Below are 19,073 nucleotides of genomic sequence, written 5' to 3'. Positions count from 1 at the left end.
CATCATCCCTGATTATGATTTAAAGCGACGTAATCCAAGTAATCCGAATAATGCAAAGATTGCACCTATCCCAAAACTACCACCACCCACATTTACAGTTTTACTTTGAAAATTATTAGGTGGGGCTTGCACAATTGTGGTTGGGATCGTGATGTAATAATTTGAGACATCATTAAAACGTGTTGTTGTCGTCATCACTCGCATATTAAATTCATCAGACCCATGCCAATTTCCATTTGGTACATAAGTAATATTCCCCTGCTGATCAATCGTCAACTTGCCTTTTGAAGGGGTTTGTCTTTGTTGAATATCTAAACAACCTGGTTGCCAAGGCTGATCATCCGAACGCTTGCCTAGAACTTTCTCGCATGATGTTGGATCAAGTAATTCACCATCTAATAAGCTATCTGCAATACTAAACTTGGCAATTTGCCCATATAAAATATCTTCGCCCGCAATAGGAACTTCAGCACGGTTAATAACTAACTCAATTGCCCCAAGATCACATAACTCATCATAGCCACTTCGTGGTTTGCCACGCTGATCTGAACCTTCACAACTTTTCGCAAAACCAGCTGTTGTTCCATCACTATAAATTCTTCCTTTATTGACAATCAAAGAGTCTGAAAGTTTAGTGTATGACATCAATAAGCGTGGCTTAAAGTAACCTAACATTTGGTCTTTAGGCGTGTAATACGGACATAAAAGTCCATCTGCAGGTGGTGCAGCACACTCACCCTCATCATTGGTTCCACCCGCAATGAGCTTATTATTCCCAATGAAGAAGTTTGGGCTGCCAACTGGTGCGTTACGATCACATTCTGCTGTCGTCAAATTACTTTGTATAACTGCTTCATCATCGGCAGAACTGGCGCAGTTATTTGCTTCATTTGCGACAATAATACTATTGGAAATATAAGCACTTGGTTCTGGATCCGGAGCTTTCTCACCCTCTTTTGTAGCAGCAACCACCCTCTTTGGTGCCTGTAAAAATAATCCCGCCGCATTTTTAAGAATCGTTACGTTATTCAGCAACATTCCACCACGTATATTCGCTACATAGCCACCTTTATTATGAAAAATTGTACTATTGCGAAGGCCTGAGACACGAGAAGCTAACACGCCTGCTGTCGTTTTATCTGTAAAGGCTGTTTGTGAATAGAGTAAAGCACCATTTTCGCCTTGAGTGCCTTCATTATCACGAATCACAGATTGCGTAATTAAATACAAAGGCATTTCGCTATAAATAACTGCGCCTTGATCTGCTTTGTTTCCTTGGAGCAGGCTATTACTGATGTTCAATAAACTTGCAGTTGTTTGCTCATTCGTCACCGTACCCGCATTATAGATTGCACCACCTCGAACCGCATTTCCTCCCGTTAAACGAGAATACTGGATACTGAGCGCCTCTCTATTAAAGATCAAACCACCATCGGTTACCTTATAAGCAGAACCTTTTAAATTTAATTCAACAAAAATTACAGGAAGCAAGGTTTCTTCAACACTTTCATCGTTAATGACAAATAAACGATCATTCCCCACCATTTTAATGGTCGCGTTATGCATGCCTTTCTGATTATCATTAAAACTGCCACTAGCCGCCGTCATGATGGCCATGCCCGCTTTAATATGAATAGCTGAATTTAATGTATATTCTTTATCTCTTTGCAAAATGATGGTGCTACTGGAATCTTTATCACCGCAGCCCTGATAGCCATTTTCATATTCTTTTTGACTTCTTTTATTTAAAAACTCTACAGCATTTCTTAACGAGCAACCGGTATAATTCTTTTCATCAAGCAACGTCGTGACTTGGATGTCCGCAGAATAAGCGTGCCCCGTCATTATTAAAAACGCGCAGGCAAGCGTCCGTTTGAGCATACCGATCTCCTTTCATATTTTTTCATTTTTTTTAGTTTTACAAACTAGGTGTTTGCAACCACATTCCTTTGTGCGTACTTTGTCATAGCTCTCAAAATTACTCAAGAAATTTTATACTATTGGCGATATTCATCAATCAAAGCGTAAATTTGCTTAAGTGTAGTATTAGAAAGCTTGGTTTTTTCGCCTTTTAGCATTTTTTCAAGTTGGGCTAATGTTTGTAATAATATTGAGGCCTGATGTGGGCCATTACTTAATAAATAATCGACAATTTGCTGGTCAAAATGAATTCCGCGACGAGTCATGACCGATTGAAGTAAAGCTTGACGGTCTATATAAGAACTACCATTCGGGACTTTAACACTAACAGCTTGCGTCAACCTTGACTGAAGGTCAGGAAGTTCCAGTTTTAATTCAATAGGTGCAACCCGAGATGAAAAGACGAGTTGGCCTTCATGGTTATTCATCAGATGAAAAACGGCTTTTTGCCAATGCGGTACGCCACTGATTGCATCAATATCGTCTAAAGCAACTAAGTCATAAAATTCTAAAGAAGTAATTGCTTCAATTGGCGCATCTAATAATTCAAGTAATGAAACTTTAATCGCTGGCCGACCCAATTCCAGATAAGAGTCGCAAATCGCAGAGAGCAAATGACTTTTGCCAGTTCCCGCGCCACCATAGACATAAAAACGACTGACCAAACCCGCATGTAACTGTCTGACTGCATCAACCACAGGTCCCCAACCCGGCCCCGAAAAATCACTGATTCGGGCATCGAGTTGTGGTTCTATATCCAGTTGTAGTTGACGCATATATTTAATATGTTCCTCAATTACTTTAAATCATTTGGGTTTGAAGTCTCTGTATCTTGAGAGTTTTTAATTTGAATATCAAGCTCTACTTGATCTGATTCAACATTTATATGCTGAGTTTCACCTTGTACCACGATAACTTCGGTAGTGGAGCCATAGAAGCGGCTTCGTTCATAATTATCGCGTGCATGTTTAAGCAACACCACAATCACGGCAGCAACTGGCAAAGCAATCAACATTCCAAGGAATCCACCGAGTTGTGCGCCTGCCAATACCGCAAAAACCACGGCCACTGGCGATAAACCAATTTTATCACCCAACAAGAATGGTTGCAGAATATATCCCTCTACCATTTGTCCGATCATGAATACCACACCAACCAGAAGTAACTGAGTCCAGTCCAGTCCGAATTGGAAAAGCGTTGCAATTACAGCTGCAATAATGCCGACACCAAAACCTAAATAAGGAATAATACTGGCTAGACCAGCAATCATACCAATGATCAAACCAATTTCCAGACCAATCAGTTGCAACCCAACTGCATAGACAATCCCTAATAAAAGCATCACAAGGAATTGGCCTTTCACAAAAGCGCCCAATACACTGTGGCATTCACGCACGATGTTTAACGTTGATGCTTCATAAGGACGTGGGATTAAACGTCTTAAACTCTGCAACATTCTTTCCCAATCTAACAAGAAATAGAAAGAAATGATTGGAATCAACACGACAACACCACCAATCTGAATAAAGTTCAGACCAGATTGCGCAACTCTTAATGCCATTGCCTGAATACTATCGGCACTATAGTTGGTTTGAATATAATCCATTAATGCCTTAGAAATCTGTTCAGTATCTATTTCCATTGGTACAACATTAAATGTATGCGATACCCACGGCAAGAAAGTGGCATTCACCCAATGAATACCCGCAGGGATACTATCCCGTGCATACATGAGCTGTTTCCAGATCAACGGTACTAGGAACCACAACACCATGGTCAAGGTCACCCCAATACCAATAAACACGATACTGATGGCTAACCAACGCGGCAATTTAATTTTGACAAGAACATCCACGAGTGGACTAAACAGGTAGGCAATGAAAAAAGCGCCTACGAACGGAATGACAATGGGCTTTAGCAGATAGAGCACCCAAAGCAATAATGCGAGCCCAGCGAGGATAAAGATACGACGTAGTACCTGATCTTGCATAAAATCTAGCCTTTTTTTGTATATTCGTTATAAATGGAAAAAAATTTAATTAAAGATAGCATTTTCGAGCATAAATAACATAAGAGTTTCGTATATTCAGGTTATAATCTGCCGCCACTGCGGAGACTTCACTATGAGCAACTCAACTTCTACCTCAAACACTGGTTTAAGCTATAAAGATGCGGGCGTCGACATTGAAGCGGGCGACGCATTAGTCGATCGTATCAAATCTGTCGCTAAACGCACCACTCGTCCTGAAGTAATGGGCGGTCTTGGTGGCTTTGGTGCACTATGCAAAATTCCAAAAGGTTATGAAGAACCTGTATTGGTTTCAGGAACAGACGGCGTAGGTACAAAATTACGTCTGGCACTTAACCTCAACCGTCATGACACAATTGGTCAAGACCTTGTAGCAATGTGTGTAAACGATTTGCTCGTTTGTGGCGCTGAACCCCTCTTCTTCCTCGACTACTATGCAACAGGTCATTTAAATGTTGATGTTGCAGCAAATGTAGTCACAGGTATTGGTACAGGTTGTGAACTTGCTGGTTGTGCATTGGTCGGTGGTGAAACTGCTGAAATGCCAGGCATGTACGAAGGCGAAGACTATGATCTCGCTGGTTTTGCTGTAGGTGTAGTTGAACACAGTAAAATTATTGATGGAACAAAAGTGAAGTCTGGTGATGTACTCATCGGTGTAGCATCAAGTGGTGCGCACTCAAATGGTTACTCATTACTACGCAAAATCTTAGATGTTAAAAATGTAGACTTAACTCAAATCGTTGATGGTCGCCCACTTGCAGATGTTGCGATGGAACCGACACGTATTTATGTTAAACCTGTACTCGAACTTTGCAAACAAGTTGATGTGCATGCAATGGCTCACATCACAGGTGGCGGTTTACCAGGTAATTTACCACGTGTTCTTCCAAATGGCGCTCAAGCGGTGATTGATGAATCAAGCTGGGAATGGTCTGAATTATTCCAGTTGTTACAACGTGAAGGTAACGTAGAACGCTTTGAAATGTATCGTACATTTAACTGCGGCGTGGGTATGGTGATTGCAGTTGATGCCAGCGAAGCTGACAAAGCAATTGACGTATTAAATGCTCAAGGTGAAAAAGCCTGGAAAATTGGTCACATTCAAGAAAATGCTGAATCAGTTGAAGGCGCAGACGAAAAAATTCGCGTGATCTTTGCATAATGAGAATTGCTGTCCTTGTCTCAGGCAACGGTAGCAACTTACAAGCCCTGATAGATGCCCATAATGGTAAACAGCTATCAGGGCAAATCATTGGTGTACTCTCAAACAAAGCTGATGCTTATGCATTACAACGTGCGAAAGACGCCAATATTGCGACCGCTGTTATTTCACATAAAGATTACCCAAATCGCGAAAGCTTCGATGAAGCGATGCACCAGCAGCTATTAGTGTGGCAGGTGGATCTGGTTATTCTTGCAGGTTTTATGCGGATTTTAACACCAAACTTTGTGCTGCAATGGCAAGGCAAAATGTTAAATATCCATCCTTCCCTCCTACCTTTTTATAAAGGCGTTAATACCCATCAACGGGTGTTAAATACAGGAGACCGTTTGCATGGTTGTACCGTTCACTTTGTTACGGCTGAACTGGATGCTGGACAAAGTATTGCGCAATCTGTCATTCAAGTCGGTTTGCACGATACAGTAGAAAGTCTGGCGCAACGTGTGCATAAACTTGAGCATTTCATTTACCCTCAAGTTGTACAATGGTTTTGTACAGGTCAACTGAGCTGGAAAAATGGTCAAGCCTATTTCAACCAGCAGCCTTTACAACGGCCCATTCAGTTTGCTCAATTCTAAAAAATAAAACGCATCCTCGGATGCGTTTTTTATTGCTTTAAATCACCAAACTTTTAATTTTATCGACTGTTTCCAGTGGATGTTCTAATGGGAACATATGCCCGCCCTCTACAATAGAAAATGGAATCCCTAACTTCTTTTGCGCGACTTGCGGAAATTTCTCTTTCAAGAACACACTGTCTTGCCCCACAACCAAATGCACAGGAACAGGTGGCTTTGGCATCGGTAACCACCACATCGATGGCGTTGTTCTAAATAACTTCACTTCATCCTTTTTGGGAATGGTTAAAGTCACTCCGCCCCGCTGTGGATCAGCTGTTAATGCATGATCAATGTAGGCTCGAAAACAATCTGCATCGAAATGTTGGTAAAAACCACGTGAACCGAGCAACTCAGCCGCTTGCTCACGTGAATCCCAATGATCACGACGGCGTGCAGATAAACCTGCAGGTGTAATTTTATCCACCAGTTTAGGCTTGAACAGTTTGGCTAAATGGAAAACAAAAGACGCTTTACCAATGATTAATGGCGGATCAAGCATAATGACTTGGGAAAATAACTCTGGACGGCGATAGGCTGCCATTAAAGTCAACACAGAACCCAATGAATGTCCTAAACCAATTACCTGACGTCCCTGTGCTTGCTGAACAATATTATCAATCACCTGATCGACTAGATGTGTCCAGCCATGCGTAATTGGATAACGTTTGTCATTGCCAATTTCAGCCACATAAATGATGTCATATTGATCTTTCAACTGATCAAATAGCTTTTGATAAACTTTAGAGGGGACACCATTGGCATGGGCAAAATGAATCAAAGGTTTCATAAGTAGATCTTTATTTGTTTTCACTGATAGATCAATTATCCTGCTCTACACATGTATTGCAAATCAAAACAAGAACTGCCCAGTTACTTTTACAATAAAAAAGGCTGTGGAAACCACAGCCTAAAGAAAGTCAAAACAGAGCTCTGACCGAAGCATAAGCTTTATATGCTATTGGATTTTAGCATTCTGCTGAGTCTCAAGCTGTGACGCAAGCGAACTGCTGATCCCTTCACCAATCTTTGCACCCATACGGCCCAAGATTGACTCTAAAGGATTACGCTGAACGGTATAATCCACTTTTTGATCAACTTTAAGATCACGCATCAGTGTGGTAATACTACCACTACGATCTGCAATACCTAAAGCAATCGCCTGTTCACCTGTCCAGAATAAACCAGAGAAAACTGCTGGATCATTAGACTTCAAACGCTTACCGCGACCTTCTTTTACTGCATTAATAAAGTGAGTATGTACATTATCCAATACAGATTGCACATGTTGCTTTTGTGCAGGATCTAATGGTTTGGTCATACTCAAGATATCTTTATTGCTACCCGCAGTTAAAGTACGATCTTCAATACCTAATTTTTGCGCCAAGCCGCTTAAACCATAGTTTGGCATAATCACACCAATTGAACCCACTAAACTTGATGGATTCACAATGATTTCATCGGCAGCAGACGCAATATAATATGCACCTGAAGCGCCCATATCACCAATCACAGCATAGACTTTCTTATCTGGATGCTGTTTTTTCTGATAGCGGATTTCTTGCCAGATTTCATCAGACTGTACTGGCGAACCACCAGGAGAGTTAATATTTAAAACAATTGCTTTACTGCCACTTGCATCAAACGCTCGTTTTAAGGCTTTGTTGGTATCTTCACTGTTTACGGTCGATTGACCCGCAGAAGAATCAATTGTACCGACAATATCAATCACAGCCAGATGATCACTGCTAATACTTGTGGTCGATTTCTCAGTTGAAGTTGAGCAGCCTTTTGTCATTGCAATCAAGACAATTAATAAATAAGCGAAGCCTAAACATTTAAAAAAGATACTCCAACGGCGACTACGACGTTGTTCTTCTACAGACGCAAGAACAGCTTTTTCTAAAATCTGCCATTCTTTGCCCGTAACATTCTCACTATTTGTTGATTCATTTTTTGGTTTTGGTGGCCAATCGGACATAAGATTCCAATCCAATATGTTTTAAAGTGACTTTATTATATACGCTGATTTCAACAAAACTGTTTAAATAACTTGTTTTAACTTATAATTATTTTTTGCATTATACTTTCCTTTGTAATTTTTCTCATACCAAATCCATGACCCATTCCAGAACGATTACCTCAAATTACCGTCTCATCAAGCTCCTAAGTCGCCAGCCGATTCAATTAGGGCGCTTCTTGGCACGCATGGTTGCTGGACTGGTTAATACCTTTCAGTTGTCTAAGCTTTCAAAAATTATCAGTCTAAATATCCAGATTGCATTTCCAGATATGGATCAACAGCAAAGACAACAGTTGACCAAAAAGGCGATTCGGAATGAGCTTACCTCTTATTTTGAGTTTTTGAGTATCTGGGGCGCATCCAATCAAAAGAATATTCAACGAATTCAAAAAATTCATGGTGAACATTATTTACATGAAGCACTGGCAGACAAAAAAGGCGTTGTGCTGGTTATCCCTCATTTTGGAACATGGGAAGTGATGAATTCATGGTTATCGCAATATACCCAAATGACCATTTTATATAAGCCAGTTAAAAATCCTGACGCTGATCAGTTTGTCCGCGATGCGCGTAGCCGTGAACAGGCACATCTTGTCCCAACCGATGAAAGTGGCGTTCGACAAATTTTTAAAGCCTTAAAACAAGGCGGCACGACAGCCATTTTACCTGATCACACGCCTGATCATGGCGGTGACATGGTGGATTATTTTGGTATTCCCTTAGCTTCCAGCAGTTTAAGCGCCAAGCTGATTCAGAAAACCAAAGCCAAGGCCCTACTTATTTATACCATGCGTAATGATCAAGATGGCTTCGATATGTATATTGAGCCGATCAATCCTCAGATTTATGAAGGTCCTGCCGAAAATGGTACGCTCATTCTTCATCAAACCTTAGAGCAATTGATTCAACGTTATCCAGAACATTATCACTGGAGCTATAAACGCTTTCGTGCCAATCCTGCACTCAAGAAAATTTATGATATTGATGAAGCTGAAGCATTGGCTCAAGTGGCCAAAGTCCGTCAGCAGGCTGAATAAACGATTACTTAGGCTATTCTTGTTGTAACCATTTTCTTTGCTATCGCTGGAGCTTGAGTTCCACCGCTCTATTTTCAAATAAGAAACTTAAGGTACCTGTCTCAGCGGTATTCAGTAAAGGAATATCTAAAGCCTGTAGGCGGCTCTGCACTTCCCGACTCGGATGACCATAACGATTATTTAATCCCGTAGAAGCAATCGCTAGCTTGGGTTTTAAAACGTTTAAAAAATCATAAGCAGAACTATGTTTACTACCATGATGCCCTAAAACTAAAACATCCACTTTTAAATCAGGATACTGCTGGAGCAGTTTAAATTCTGTTTCCCAGCCAGCATCCCCCATTATCAAAAAGTTTTGATAAGGCTGGGCATTAAGGAATTGTATATACACCACACAGGACTGTTCATTTTTTTGCTGTTTAGCCAAAACCAAATCCTCGGTTCGCGGTGATAAAATCTCGACCCGAATATTTTGGTAATCCCAACGCTGACCTTGATGACAAAGTGAGAAATTATCTTAGAATGGGATCGTTTCTCCGCGTTCATTAGATTGTACTCGGCCTATGGCAAAAGCATTTTGAATCGAAGCAAATGCACCACTATGATCTTGATCAAGATGAGACAAAATAACGTGATCGAGTGTTCGGATGCCCTGCTGCCTTAGATACGGGATAATCACTCGCTCGCCTAAACTAAATTGAGTCTCGTCATAAGAGCCACCTGTATCAATCATGATGCTTTGCTGAGGATGTTGCAAAAAGATGGCTTGGCCTTGCCCCACGTCCAGAATATTCAAAGAGATCGATTGAGTTTTTACACCGAATACGATGGGCAAAAAACAGATCCCAGCCCAAAGCTTGGGAATACTCCCTCTCGGCATAAACACAATGACTAAACCCAGAATTAAGCTCACCATCATGGCAGGCGTATAACTGACCCCATATAGCGCTGGAGATAGCTGCTGTAGCCCATCTAATATCCACATCAGCAATGTCAGTATTTGATCGTTGAGTCGAAATAAGAATAAACCTAATGCAGGAATGACCAGCCATAGACAAGCCGCGATAATGTCTAAAGGAACAACGACTCCACTAAGCAATGGAATAGCCACCAAGTTGCTCAACGGCGCAATCCACGAAATTTGCTGGAAGAAAATCACGACCAATGGCAGCAAGGCAATAAAGATTTTCCATTGAGAATCGACCAATATCTTAATCGCCAAAATCCCTTTTTGTAGGGTGGTTTTCAGTTGATCTTGTGGAATTTGTTCTATGGTTTGATAGATTCGCAACAGAATAAAACATGCCCCATAAGACAACCAGAATGCGGCCGATAAAATACTAAAAGGATCATATAGCAGTAATAAGCTGGCACTGTAAACCAATAATGCTAAAGGCTGTATTGGCAGTCGGAAGATCAGAAAAAGACTGGCAATCATCACCGTTAATAAAGTTCTAAGTGCTGGAATCTCAAAACCAACAAATGCCACATACAGTACAACACTGGTAGCAAAAGGCCACAGCAACAAAATCTTTTTTGGTTTCCATAAATATAACTTTGGACAATGACCTTGAATAACTCGCTTGAGTAACCAAGTCAGCATTAAGGCAAAAATCAGCACATGAGGCCCTGAAATTGCCAATAGATGTGAAATACCCAGCAACTGGAATTGCTGCTTCAGCGCATTCGACAATAAGCTTTCATCGCCCGTCAGCAAGGCTAACAGTAAACCTTGATGCTGAAGTGAAGTCGTTTGCAACATGTGACGGAAATCCAGTCGCATGCTTTCAACCTTTAACAGCAACTTCGCTTTCAGCGTTTGTTGTTGCTTGAGATGCTGCTGATAGCCCAGACGATAGATGCCCTCGTGGCTTAAAGGCTGAATCTGTCTGACCGAAAATGCAGACAAAATATCCTGCTGTAAAAACCATTTTTCCTGATCAAATGCCCCAGCAACGGCATAACTATGCGCAGGCCGAATATTTCCCTCAATACGATAATAACAACCAAGCTCTAAGGTGGGTTGCTGACTGGTCTGCGGTTTGGCTTTATTGAGATAGAGCAGCCAATCAACTGGCTGGGGATGACGATTAAGTACTTCTGCAATCTGCTTTTGCCCATCGTCTGTTAATTCATCTATTTTTTTAATATAGACAATGGCTTCAAATGGCTGAGCTTGAGTCTCACGTAAAGTTAAACGTTGTTGCAAGGCCAAGTCAGCATAGTGAAAACCTGTACAGAACAATGCCCATGTGCAGCTCATTAAAAGCAGCGATTTATACACAGGCCGATGAAAATATTGCTGTTTTTTATATAGCCCTACTCCCCATATTACACTCGCCAAAGCCAGCCATATCCACCAGGTTTGACCGATAAAAGTGAAATGCTTCCCCATTAAAGCAATACCAGCAATCCAGCCGAACAAAACAATCTTCAACATTTCTTAAAATTAGATTTAGTTTTTCTAAAGACAAAATTAAAGCCCTTTTTCAGGGCTTTAACAAGAGGTCTAATTCAATATTTATAGGCTATTCATAACGTAAGGCTTCAGCAGGCTGAACTTTAGCTGCGCGTAAAGCAGGATAAATAGTCGCCAGTAAACTTAAGAGTAATGAGACGCTTACAACAAGTAGTACATCTTGCCAGCGTAAATATGAAGGCAAATAATGTACAAAATACGCATCTAATAAATTTAAGCCAAAGGTCGTATTCACCCAAGATACGATATTACCAATGCTTAACGATAAAATAATGCCTAAAACGGTCCCTAACCCAGTTCCAATCACCCCAATAATCGTACCCTGCACCATAAAGATTTGAGTAATCAATAAAGGCGACGCACCTAAAGTACGTAAGATTGCGATATCTGATTTTTTATCAGTCACCAACATCATGAGGGATGAAATGATATTAAAGGTTGCAACGATAATAATCAGTAGAAGTAGTAACCCCACCATATTTTTTGCCATTTGAATGGCGCTAAATAAATTACCTTGCGTATAGGTCCAATTCGAAGCATAAAAATTACTTGGCAATTTTTTGATAATACTCTCAGAAATCTCTGGCGCAGCAAAAATGTCATCCAGCTTTAAGCGAATGCCTTGAGCACCATCAGGTAAGCGCAATAGCGTTGATGCATCATTTAAAGCAACATAACCCACCATCGAATCAACCTGAGTTCCGATTTTAAAGATCCCCACCACTTCGAAACGTTTAAATCGAGGCACAACACCTGCTGAGGAGTTGGTCGCTTCAGGCAAAACAAGCGTCACAGGATCATTGAGCTTCAGTCCCAAACTATCTGCTAAATCTTGCCCTAAGACAATTCCATATTTCCCTTTCTTCAGCGCATCCAGACTGCCTGCCTTCATATAATTATGAACAATCGAGACCTGTTTTTCGTAATCGGGTTCAATTCCTGAGATCATGATCCCTGTCACTTCGCCATGCGCAGTTAACATCCCCTGTAACTGGGTATACGGCGCAACAGCAACAACATGGGGCTGTTTAGCAATATCTTTAGCCAAGTCTTCCCAGTTGGTCATAATTTGAGTGGATGCAATGGTCGCTTGAGGCACGATTCCTAAAATACGGTTTTTCAATTCTCGATCAAAACCATTGATTACGGACAATACCGTAATCAGCACAGCAACACCCAAAGTTAAACCAATCATTGTCATCAAGGAAATGAATGACACCAGACGGCTTTTTTTTCTAGCCTGTGTATATTTCAGTCCAATATAAAATGAAATGGGTTTAAACATGCTCACCCACCCATATACCATCTTGCATATGTAAAATTGAATCCGCTGACTGTGCCAATTGCTCATCATGAGTCACGATCAGCATCGCCATGTTAAGCTCTTTTTTCAGATCCGTGAGCAATTCAAAAATGCTAAGCGCTGTTTTACGGTCAAGGTTTCCGGTTGGCTCATCTGCCAACACCACCGCAGGTTTGGTCACCAAAGCACGCGCCAAAGCCACACGTTGGCGTTCACCACCAGATAACTCACCCGGTTTATGATCCATACGATGAGATAGACCCACACGATCCAGCAGATATTCTGCCTGCTTTTTCACATCCTTAAAGTTGCTTTCTTTGCGCAACATTAACGGCATCGCAACATTTTCCAAGGCGGTAAATTCTGGCAATAAATGGTGGAACTGATAAACGAAACCTAGATATTGATTACGCTTATAACCACGCTCTGCCTCACCTAAATTATCAAAGCGCTGACCTTGTAAGAAGACTTCTCCTTGCGAAGGTTGCTCCAAGCCGCCTAACACATGCAACAAGGTACTTTTACCTGAACCACTTGAACCGACAATAGAAACGAACTCGCCCGCATTGACTTGCAGCGATAAGCCTTTGATTACTTCAACTTTACTTTTGCCATCATCGAAATGCTTAAAGATATTTTTTGATTCTAGAACGATCTTACTCATAACGTAATGCCTCGGCTGGTTGCGTTTTCGCTGCACGGATAGCAGGGTAAATTGTTGCTAAAAAACTGATAGATAAAGATGCTGTCACAACAATCAAGACATCTTGCCAGCGTAAATAAGAAGGTAAATAGCCAATCACATAGCCACTAAATAAATTCAGTCCAAAGGTATGATTTAACCAGCCCACCAAATCACTGATCGTTAATGCAAAAGCACTGCCTAAAATAACCCCTGCCACTGTACCTACGACCCCAATAATGGTGCCTTGCACAATAAAAACAGAGGTAATAAATTTTGGAGAGGCGCCTAAAGTACGCAGAATCGCAATATCCGCCTTTTTATCAGTGACCACCATCACCAATGACGAAACGATATTAAACGCAGCCACCACAATAATCAGAAACAGAAGTAAACCGACCAGATTCTTTTCCATTCGCACCGCACCAAATAAACTTCCGTGCGTTTCCTTCCAGCTTGTCGCATAAAAATTATCAGGCAATTGTTTAACAATCTGATCAACGACACTCGGCGCAGTAAAAATATCATCTACTTTAAGACGTACACCTTGTGCACCATCGGGTAAACGCAACAAGGTCGAAGCATCATTCAAGGCAATATAACCCACCGTTGAATCCACTTCCGCACCGACACTAAAAATCCCGACGATTTTAAAGCGCTTAAAACGTGGTACCACACCTGCGGGTGATGGTGTCGCTTCGGGCAGCACCAAGGTCACATTATCATTTAGGCTCAGCCCCAATGCATCAGTCATGTCCTTACCGAGGACGATCCCAAACTCGCCTTTTTTTAGTGCATTTAAATCACCTGCAACCATGTGGTTCTGGATAATCGAAACCTTCTTTTCATATTTTGGTTCAATCCCCGTCACCATAATGCCTGCAACTTGACCTTGCCCCGTCAACATCCCTTGTAATTGAGTAAAAGGTGCAGCACCAGTGACATGCGGGTGATCCTCAACTTTTTTTACAAGCTCAGGCCAATCTGTTAGAATTTGAGTAGAAGAAACAGTGGCTTGTGGAACCATTCCAAGGACACGATTTTTTAATTCACGATCGAAACCATTCATGACAGATAACACTGTAATGAGGACGGCAACACCAAGCGTCAAGCCGATCATGGAAACTAAAGCGACAAAAGAAATAAAATGATTACTCCGCTGAGCACGAGTGTATCTCAACCCTATATACAGCGAAATTGGCTTAAACATACCATCTAGTCCGAGGTGATTTATTATGGAAAATTCACAACATCATCTTGTTGACGACAACACTGAACGTCGTGTGATGTCTCGTATTGATGCCGTGTTGAGAATCAACTATCAAATCATTCCCGATGATGTGGCGCTGAATGATCCTTATGATTCCCATTTCGTATTGCCACGCTATTTTCTACTACTTGCAGAGTTAGATCAATTTGATCATGCGTTTCGCTACGAATTAGAACAATTAAATGAAAAAGATCAACAAATTGCTCGCATCTTATCCCTTTTTAACCAGAAATTAAACCTGATTACGGGCTCTTATTACGACAATATCGTGCAATCTTTACTGCCCGTCCCTGAGCAAGTCAATGTTTCTGAAAATGGATTAAGTTTCTTTAGTTCTCAAGATATTAATGAAGGCACGTATATCCATATTACCTTGAGCCATCCTGAAAATTTCTTCCATATTGCTGCAATTGCTCAAGTGGTACATAGCACCGCGGAGGAACAAGGAAAATTCCGTATCGGTGCCTACTTCATTACCTTAAATCCGCAAGATCGCGCCAAATTAGCAGCCAGTATTCGACAAGCTCAACAAACCGAAACCAGCTGATTGCATCGTTTAAGATTTTAAACGGCGATATGCTCTTAAATCCCTAAAGAAGTACAGCAGTAAACCCAACAGGATAATACTCGCTCCCACAAATACCTGAGCCGATATCTGTTCATGGTTCAGGTAAGCCCCGATCAGTATCGCCAGCATCGGTGTCATTACAGTAGTCAATGACAGTGTGGTCGCTTGTAAATTCTGCACCAGTTTAAAATAACAGAACATCGCAATTAACGATGCCATCACGATGGTATAGGTCAGAGCAAATAAAGATTTAGCAGAAGGAAAATGCGTTGGTGCATATTGCCAAATCCACGGTATCAACAAAGTCGCCAATAAAGTAGAGACCAGAATTGAACCTGTCGCCTGTGCCATGACAGGTAAATCCGCATTAATCTTTTTCACGAGAAAAATGGACAATGAATAAGAAAAAACACTGATCAGCATTAAAATAATACCAATCGGCTGGACATGCTGCTGACTACCACTCAAACAGATCATTGCCAAACCAATAATGGATGTTCCCATTCCGAGCCACTGCAAACCTGCCAGCTTCTGCTGAAAACCAAAACGACCAATCAGGCCAGCCATAATCGGTGCCAAACCAAACATCAAGGCGATCAAGCCAGAGCTCAGATAAGCTGTAGCCGCATAAGTAAAGATTTGCGAGCCGATCAGACTGAGCGAACCCGCGGCATAACTCAATAATGCAATTTTATGAACGGGGAATTTAACCTTTAACAGTAATAACACCGTCACAGCCAGCGGTAAGGCAATAAAAAAGCGGATTACCAATGCCCACATCGGGTGTAAATCCGAAACACTCCACACAATTGCAAGCGGTGTCGTTGCCCAGATAAAGACCAGCAGTCCATAAGTGAGCATGAGGTTAATACGTGATGGCATATTCAACTCAAGAAGCTGTTTTACGTTTCTGTTTTAAAATAGTCTGATCCAATGAACTGGAAAATTCACGTTTATCACGTTCAGAAATAGGCGGTGGCCCACCAGTTTGTACCCCAGCCCCACGCAAAGTATCCATAAAATCACGCAAGTGTAGGCGTGCTTTTACATTGGCTGTGGTATAGATTTCACCGCGTGGATGGATGGCAATACCGCCCTTCTCAATCACTTGTGCCGCCAATGGAATATCTTGTGTAATGACAATGTCGTTTTCTTGCATACGTTCCACAATCTCTTGGTCAGCCTGATCTGCTCCGCTCATCACCTGAATGGACTTAATCCGCATGGAAGGTGTGATACCGACATTCTGGTTGGCAACAAAGGTTACTTCGAGTTGGTAACGATCCGATGCGCGTAAAATCACTTCACGTAAAATTTTAGGTAAAGCATCAGCATCTACCCATAATTTAAATGGCAGCACGTTGACGAAAGCTCTTGAGAAGAAAAAGCTAGTGTAGCAGATTACGGGAAAAGTAGAGTTAACATCCTTGCAGCAATCCCATCAATTTTTCATTTCGTTCAGGGAAGGTAGAACCCTAATCTCCAGATTAAAAATAAAATAATTTATACAGAATTACAGATTCAGACTTGAAATATCCCAGTTACCCTCGATTTAATAGAATAAGTTCAATCTTTTTAGCATCTCGCTTTATGAAAAATCAAAACAGTCCAGAAATCATTAAAATTCAAGATCAAAATTTCGGTAATCATGTCGAGCATTGGAACTTATTGACTGACACACCCGAAACAGATGTTCCCAAATGGTTAGGATTGGCGCTTGATGCACCCGTAATGCCAATGGGGCTATGTGAAGATGAACATGAGATGGATCAGACATTCTGGTTAATCCAAGGCCCAAGTGGTGAATCTGTTTCCATTAACCAAATCATTGCAGTGGAAGATCAAAAGCCACGCGCATTAAAAACAGCCTTTCCAAGTTTCGAAAGTCCATATAAATATGATACGAAAATTGAGCGAATTATTACCTGTGATTCTGCAACTCAAGCAGTGTTACGTTTAAATTTAAATAAAGATACGACCATTTATGCGTTCGATAATTTATTCAGTGTAAATAGCTGTCAATATGACAAAAACCAAAGCTATAAAGTTCAGTTTAATGCTTGGGCATATGAATTAGAAGCGGTTGCTCCAGATGAGAAAATCATTGTTGATGATCCTGCTTCAATTAAACATCACCGCGCATTAAATGCGATTTTGGCAGAACATAATGGGGTTGCCCCAGAAAATTTACAGGAACTGATTAATGACTGGCAGCCAAAAACGCCAGAAGATCAAGAACCTGTTACTGTCGACTTTTCTAAAATGGTGGCCTATTTATTCGGTGAAACTTTAGGTCAGGAAGATGAAGCGTGGTTTCAGGGTAATATCGTCGGTAAAACTCAAATGCAGTTTATGCAGGATGAATATACCCTTTATGACGTGACGCTGGTTTTAGAAGATGATTTACCTGCAATCCTGATTCGTATTGCAACTAAAAATGAATTGTATAAAAACTTTAACATTGGCCAATATATTCGCGGCAACCTATGGATTCAGGCCAATATTTATGCTAAAACTGCTACTGAGTGACAAAAAATCACATAAATGGCATTTTTAGGCGTTCTAATGAAAATTATACCAGAACAAACGACCACCAGTCTGATTCATTCGAGTGATCAAGGTCTTAAACTTGATGTTGGTGCTTTTTGCTTTTTCTTACTTGGTATGTTCTTAGCAGCACTTATTTTTCATCAAATTGGTTTTTTCTAATTTTTTGACCATTAACTACCTTATTCGCATATAAAAGCCCTCAATGATGAGGGCTTTTATTTTAACTGGTTTTTATTGCTTAACCATGACGTTTCGCAAAATCATCCATAAAGTTTACAAGGGCTTGTACGCCTTCTAATGGGACTGCATTATAAATACTTGCACGCATACCCCCTACCGAACGGTGGCCTGCCAAGTTCAATAAGTGATGCTGTTCAGCTTCTTGCAAGAAAGTCTTTTCAAGCGCTTCGTCAGCTAAAGTAAATGGCACGTTCATCATTGAACGGTTTGGCAATGCGATCGGATTGTTATAGAAATCGCTAGAATCAATATAGCCATAAAGTAACTTGGCTTTCTCTTGATTCACTTTATAGATTGCATCTACCCCGCCCTGTTCAAGCAACCACTCAAATACAAGACCTGATAAATACCATGCATAGGTTGCTGGGGTATTTACCATTGAACCATTCTTGGCTTGATCTGCATATTTCAAAATGCTTGGAATTTCAGGCTTAGCTTGATCAAGTAAATCATCACGAATAATAACGATGGTCAAACCTGCTGGGCCAATATTCTTTTGCGCACCCGCATAGATCAAGCCAAACTTGCTTACATCCAAAGGCGCAGACAAGATACTTGATGAATAATCACACACCAACGGTGCATTTACATCTGGGATAGCAGCAAATTGCAAACCACCAATTGTTTCATTATCAGCATAATGCACATAAGCAGCATCATTCGAAAGATTCCATGTACTTTGTTCAGTAATCGCATGTTTACCATCAATCAAAGTACCGGCTTCAACGATATTAATATCGCCATAGCGTTTCGCTTCTTTCAACGCTTTCTCAGACCAGATGCCAGTATGGATATAATCTGCCTTGTTATTTTTGCCTAACAGATTCAATGGAATCGCTGAAAACTGTAAGGATGCGCCACCTTGTAAAAACAATACTTTATAGTTTTCAGGAATGTTCATGAGCTTACGTAAGTCAGCTTCAGCCTTCTCTGCCACAGCAACATAATCGCTGCTACGATGACTCATTTCCATGATCGACAAACCTTTGCCCTGCCAATTCAACAATTCTTGTTGAGCTTTTTCTAAAACGGCAGTAGGTAATGCAGCAGGACCAGCGCAGAAATTATAAGCACGCATGAGTTTTCCCTTGTTAAAGTGGAACAAATTGGAATGGGAATTTAATCATAGA

General features: G+C 41.0%; 17 protein-coding genes and 1 pseudogene. 6 read left to right on the top strand and 12 right to left on the bottom strand.

The genetic code is table 11. The features are described 5' to 3' along the window. Positions 1-12 precede the first annotated feature (12 nt). From rbtA to cxpE, 3 genes are all read right to left on the bottom strand, one after another. Complete coding sequence (rbtA, locus tag PJ15_RS15505) at positions 13-1,881, bottom strand: rhombotarget A (RefSeq protein WP_047432345.1); 1,869 nt, start codon at positions 1,879-1,881, stop codon at positions 13-15. A 116-nt stretch (positions 1,882-1,997) separates the two neighbouring features. Continuing rightward, on the bottom strand, positions 1,998-2,696 hold the full coding sequence (locus PJ15_RS15500) for a DnaA regulatory inactivator Hda (RefSeq protein ID WP_004771428.1): 699 nt from the start codon (positions 2,694-2,696) through the stop codon (positions 1,998-2,000). 20 nt (positions 2,697-2,716) lie between these two features. Next, entirely contained in the window at positions 2,717-3,910 is a 1,194-nt protein-coding gene (gene cxpE, locus PJ15_RS15495) for a chloramphenicol efflux transporter CxpE (RefSeq protein ID WP_005256750.1), read from the bottom strand. A 133-nt stretch (positions 3,911-4,043) separates the two neighbouring features. On the opposite strand from cxpE, the gene purM reads away from it, so the two are divergent. Further along, the gene (gene purM, locus PJ15_RS15490; protein ID WP_004771425.1) at positions 4,044-5,114 is read left to right on the top strand and encodes a phosphoribosylformylglycinamidine cyclo-ligase; all 1,071 of its coding nucleotides are present in this window, start codon (positions 4,044-4,046) and stop codon (positions 5,112-5,114) included. After that, entirely contained in the window at positions 5,111-5,752 is a 642-nt protein-coding gene (purN, locus tag PJ15_RS15485) for a phosphoribosylglycinamide formyltransferase (RefSeq protein WP_171248614.1), read from the top strand. The genes purM and purN overlap by 4 nt, the downstream gene beginning before the upstream one ends. 37 nt (positions 5,753-5,789) lie before the next feature. Here purN and PJ15_RS15480 read toward each other — a convergent pair whose 3' ends face one another. Next, complete coding sequence (locus tag PJ15_RS15480) at positions 5,790-6,581, bottom strand: alpha/beta fold hydrolase (protein ID WP_047432341.1); 792 nt, start codon at positions 6,579-6,581, stop codon at positions 5,790-5,792. A gap of 168 nt (positions 6,582-6,749) precedes the next feature. Next, a complete protein-coding gene (gene sppA, locus PJ15_RS15475; RefSeq protein ID WP_047432340.1) occupies positions 6,750-7,772 on the bottom strand; it encodes a signal peptide peptidase SppA in 1,023 nt (340 codons plus the stop codon). A 137-nt stretch (positions 7,773-7,909) separates the two neighbouring features. On the opposite strand from sppA, the gene PJ15_RS15470 reads away from it, so the two are divergent. Beyond that, positions 7,910-8,851: a lysophospholipid acyltransferase family protein gene (locus PJ15_RS15470; RefSeq protein ID WP_047432337.1), complete on the top strand. Its 942-nt coding sequence runs from the start codon at positions 7,910-7,912 to the stop codon at positions 8,849-8,851. Positions 8,852-8,891: 40 nt separating this feature from the next. Here PJ15_RS15470 and PJ15_RS15465 read toward each other — a convergent pair. The 4 genes and pseudogenes from PJ15_RS15465 to PJ15_RS15450 all read right to left on the bottom strand — a co-directional run bounded on the left by PJ15_RS15465 (position 8,892) and on the right by PJ15_RS15450 (position 14,525). Next, positions 8,892-11,291: pseudogene (locus tag PJ15_RS15465) on the bottom strand (DNA internalization-related competence protein ComEC/Rec2). 88 nt (positions 11,292-11,379) lie between these two features. Next, entirely contained in the window at positions 11,380-12,615 is a 1,236-nt protein-coding gene (locus PJ15_RS15460) for a lipoprotein-releasing ABC transporter permease subunit (protein WP_047432335.1), read from the bottom strand. After that, entirely contained in the window at positions 12,608-13,297 is a 690-nt protein-coding gene (gene lolD, locus PJ15_RS15455) for a lipoprotein-releasing ABC transporter ATP-binding protein LolD (RefSeq protein ID WP_005256738.1), read from the bottom strand. The genes PJ15_RS15460 and lolD overlap by 8 nt, the downstream gene beginning before the upstream one ends. Further along, a complete protein-coding gene (locus PJ15_RS15450) occupies positions 13,290-14,525 on the bottom strand; it encodes a lipoprotein-releasing ABC transporter permease subunit (protein ID WP_004771413.1) in 1,236 nt (411 codons plus the stop codon). Before PJ15_RS15450 ends, lolD begins: the two co-directional genes overlap by 8 nt. 25 nt (positions 14,526-14,550) lie before the next feature. Here PJ15_RS15450 and PJ15_RS15445 point away from each other — a divergent pair, with 25 nt between their 5' ends. After that, complete coding sequence (locus PJ15_RS15445; protein WP_004771412.1) at positions 14,551-15,132, top strand: PilZ domain-containing protein; 582 nt, start codon at positions 14,551-14,553, stop codon at positions 15,130-15,132. Between the two features lie 9 nt (positions 15,133-15,141). On the opposite strand, the gene PJ15_RS15440 is transcribed toward PJ15_RS15445, so the two are convergent. Then, complete coding sequence (locus tag PJ15_RS15440; protein ID WP_047432331.1) at positions 15,142-16,035, bottom strand: DMT family transporter; 894 nt, start codon at positions 16,033-16,035, stop codon at positions 15,142-15,144. 7 nt (positions 16,036-16,042) lie between these two features. Continuing rightward, positions 16,043-16,513: a YaiI/YqxD family protein gene (locus PJ15_RS15435; RefSeq protein WP_005284529.1), complete on the bottom strand. Its 471-nt coding sequence runs from the start codon at positions 16,511-16,513 to the stop codon at positions 16,043-16,045. Positions 16,514-16,743: 230 nt separating this feature from the next. On the opposite strand from PJ15_RS15435, the gene PJ15_RS15430 reads away from it, so the two are divergent. Both PJ15_RS15430 and PJ15_RS18675 read left to right on the top strand, forming a co-directional pair. Further along, entirely contained in the window at positions 16,744-17,682 is a 939-nt protein-coding gene (locus PJ15_RS15430; protein WP_047432327.1) for a hypothetical protein, read from the top strand. Positions 17,683-17,718: 36 nt separating this feature from the next. Then, positions 17,719-17,862, top strand: a complete 144-nt coding sequence (locus tag PJ15_RS18675; protein WP_004771301.1) for a hypothetical protein — start codon at positions 17,719-17,721, stop codon at positions 17,860-17,862. A 79-nt stretch (positions 17,863-17,941) separates the two neighbouring features. On the opposite strand, the gene serC is transcribed toward PJ15_RS18675, so the two are convergent. Continuing rightward, positions 17,942-19,021 (bottom strand): 3-phosphoserine/phosphohydroxythreonine transaminase, encoded by a 1,080-nt coding sequence (gene serC / locus PJ15_RS15425; RefSeq protein WP_047432325.1) that lies wholly within the window; start codon positions 19,019-19,021, stop codon positions 17,942-17,944. Between the last annotated feature and the right edge of the window lie 52 nt (positions 19,022-19,073).

Source organism: Acinetobacter sp. neg1 (assembly GCF_000788125.1).
GTDB lineage: Bacteria > Pseudomonadota > Gammaproteobacteria > Pseudomonadales > Moraxellaceae > Acinetobacter > Acinetobacter vivianii.
Note: the sequence above shows the minus strand (reverse complement) of the source record. Positions and strands in the feature narration are given on the sequence as shown.